Here is a 2,400-nt window from a genome sequence, read left to right on the forward strand (position 1 = left end):
CTCCTAACTGAATTTCTGGTAATCAGTATAGGAGACCTCAAATTGAAAATATAGACGTGCTGTTATTCAGTGCTTACGCTTTTTCTATGGAAGAAAAATATGATGTTATTGCTCCAGTTTTCAAAAACAAACCAGCAGCAGTTAATAAACCAGCATTTTCTCCACACCCAGCTGCTAAAATGACAATTGAAAATGTTCAATTGACTATCTTCAAAGGAGCTAATTCTAGCCTAGCGGCAGAAATTGTAAAGACTGTGATGCATTATGCTCATTAATTGGCACGAGCCAGAACATGTTTACTTAGTTTGCGGTAAAACTGATCTGCGTAAGGGAATTGATGGTTTAGCAATTGTTATTGCGGAAAACTATGGACTAGAATTATATAATGATTCGCTTTTTCTCTTTTGTGGTAGTCGGAATGATCGGTTTAAAGGACTCTATTGGGACGGCGAAGGATTCGTCCTCCTTTATAAACGGTTTGAAAATGGTCGATTAAAATGGCCTCGACATCGGCATGATGCTCAAAAGCTGACATCACAACAGATTGATTGGTTGTTAGAAGGCCTTGACCCACTGCCAGAACGACAAATAAAGGCCGCCCCGGTGGGCAGCTTTTATTAAATTCCTACTATTTAAATCTCCTCACTTCTGATATAATAACGGAAACAACTTAGAGGAGGTGACGCACAATGGAAAAGAGCAATGAACAATTGAAGAAAGAAAACCAAGCACTTAAAGAACAAGTAGTTCAATTACAAACGATGGTTAAGTTACTTCAAAATCAGCTTTTTGGGAAAAAAACTGAAGTAATCGAAAAAGTAATTGATGGCCAACAATCATTATTTAATGATGATGAGCTTGATCAATTACAAGAATCAGCCACAACAATCACTGAAGTGATTGAAACAAAAGCAAGAAAAGTAGTGCGTCACCGGCAAGCAAAAGCAACTGGTCGACGGACTGCTTTTTTGGATCGTCTTCCCCAAATTAATGAAGAAATTGACTTAATCAATAAGAATTGTCCACATTGCCATCAGGAAATGAAATTAATTGGAAAACATCTCTATAGTCGTGAAGCACAGTTAAAGCCGGCTGAATTATATTGTAGGAATTTATTCCAAACTAGTTATAAATGTCTCGACTGTGAAGAAGCGGGAAAAGATGTAATTATTAGTAGTAAAATGCCACAATCATTAATTCCCCATAGCTACTTTTCCAGCAGTATTCTTGCCAAAGTAGCCGAGTATAAGTTTGAACTCGCATTACCCTTTCATCGACAGGTGAAACTTTGGCAAGCCATCGGTTTGCCAATCAAAGGGAAACAATTAGCTACTAATATAATTAAGCTAAGTCAGACATATCTTGAACCATTATATGAACAACTAAAGACGGAAATGAGTAAAGAACACGTCATTCATATGGATGAAACACCGTTTAAGGTAATTGAAGAGGACAAGACTAATAGTTATTTCTGGGTTACCAGGACAACTAAAGAATTTAGCCATCATCAACTAGCAGTTTTCCATTACCGAAATACGCGCTCCGGACAGACAGTTGGAGAGATTGTAGGCTCAGCTTATCAAGGGTTAATTATGTGCGATGGGTATGGCGGATATAGTGATCGACTTTATCCTTCGGCAAATTTCGGTTCGTGCTTAGTACATATTCGCCGAGAATTTGTTCGAATTGTGCAATCATTAAGGCCAAACAGACGTAATGATTCAAAAGCTGAGCAAGCAATCGCCTTATTAGCTCCGGTTTTCCATACGGAAAACCAATTAAAATACCAAACGAGTAGTGAGAAATGTAGCGAAAGGATACGAAGGGTAAAGCCATTATTAGATAAGTTTTATCGTTACATTAACAACATTGAATTTCCTCAAGGTAAATTAAGAGCTGCCATTGGGAATGCCTTAAAGTTAAAAGAACGAGTATATCGGATTTTTGAAGATGGTCAATTACCGTTGACTAATAATCCGGTTGAACAGATAATTCGACCATCAACATTAATCCGTAAAAACAGCTTATTTGCGAAAAGCATTGCCGGTGCTCAGGCGAGCGCAATTTATTATAGTTTGACCGCCAGCGCCAAACTAAATCATTTAAATATCTATAAGTACTTCAAGTACCTGTTTGATCATTTACCAAATCAAAATAGGACAGGGCTTGAGGCTTATTTGCCATGGTCAAAAGAAGTACAAATAAATTGTCATGAATAGGAAGAACCAGTCTGGTCAATGAAGCTGACCAGACTGGTTCATTTTTTCAATACGTATTAATATGGACTGCTTACGTTGCACTTCTTCTGCCCACGGTAAAAAAACCTCAATGTCGCTCCTTTTCTGGTTGGGTAGTCGATCAAACAGGTATTTGAAATACTTATATACATTTAGTTTATTA

4 protein-coding genes are annotated in these 2,400 nt (G+C 37.5%); 3 read left to right on the plus strand and 1 reads right to left on the minus strand.

The window, feature by feature from the left end:
* The first annotated feature begins 56 nt into the window (after positions 1–56).
* From H9564_RS08975 to tnpC, 3 genes are all read left to right on the plus strand, one after another.
* The gene (locus tag H9564_RS08975; RefSeq protein WP_318241088.1) at positions 57–275 is read left to right on the plus strand and encodes a hypothetical protein; all 219 of its coding nucleotides are present in this window, start codon (positions 57–59) and stop codon (positions 273–275) included.
* The gene (gene tnpB / locus H9564_RS08980; protein WP_098046872.1) at positions 265–621 is read left to right on the plus strand and encodes an IS66 family insertion sequence element accessory protein TnpB; all 357 of its coding nucleotides are present in this window, start codon (positions 265–267) and stop codon (positions 619–621) included. The genes H9564_RS08975 and tnpB overlap by 11 nt, the downstream gene beginning before the upstream one ends.
* A gap of 68 nt (positions 622–689) precedes the next feature.
* The gene (tnpC, locus tag H9564_RS08985) at positions 690–2,219 is read left to right on the plus strand and encodes an IS66 family transposase (protein WP_191685121.1); all 1,530 of its coding nucleotides are present in this window, start codon (positions 690–692) and stop codon (positions 2,217–2,219) included.
* A 15-nt stretch (positions 2,220–2,234) separates the two neighbouring features.
* Here tnpC and H9564_RS08990 read toward each other — a convergent pair.
* On the minus strand, positions 2,235–2,400 hold a 166-nt coding region (locus H9564_RS08990), incomplete at its 5' end, for a transposase domain-containing protein (RefSeq protein ID WP_191685122.1).

The organism is Limosilactobacillus avistercoris (assembly GCF_014836425.1).
GTDB lineage: Bacteria > Bacillota > Bacilli > Lactobacillales > Lactobacillaceae > Limosilactobacillus > Limosilactobacillus agrestimuris.

Excerpts from the sequence above, each read along its gene's own strand:
- tnpB (WP_098046872.1), top strand. The coding sequence starts at position 265 with ATGCTCATTAATTGGCACGAGCCAGAACATGTTTACTTAGTTTGCGGT.
- tnpC (WP_191685121.1), top strand. The coding sequence starts at position 690 with ATGGAAAAGAGCAATGAACAATTGAAGAAAGAAAACCAAGCACTTAAA.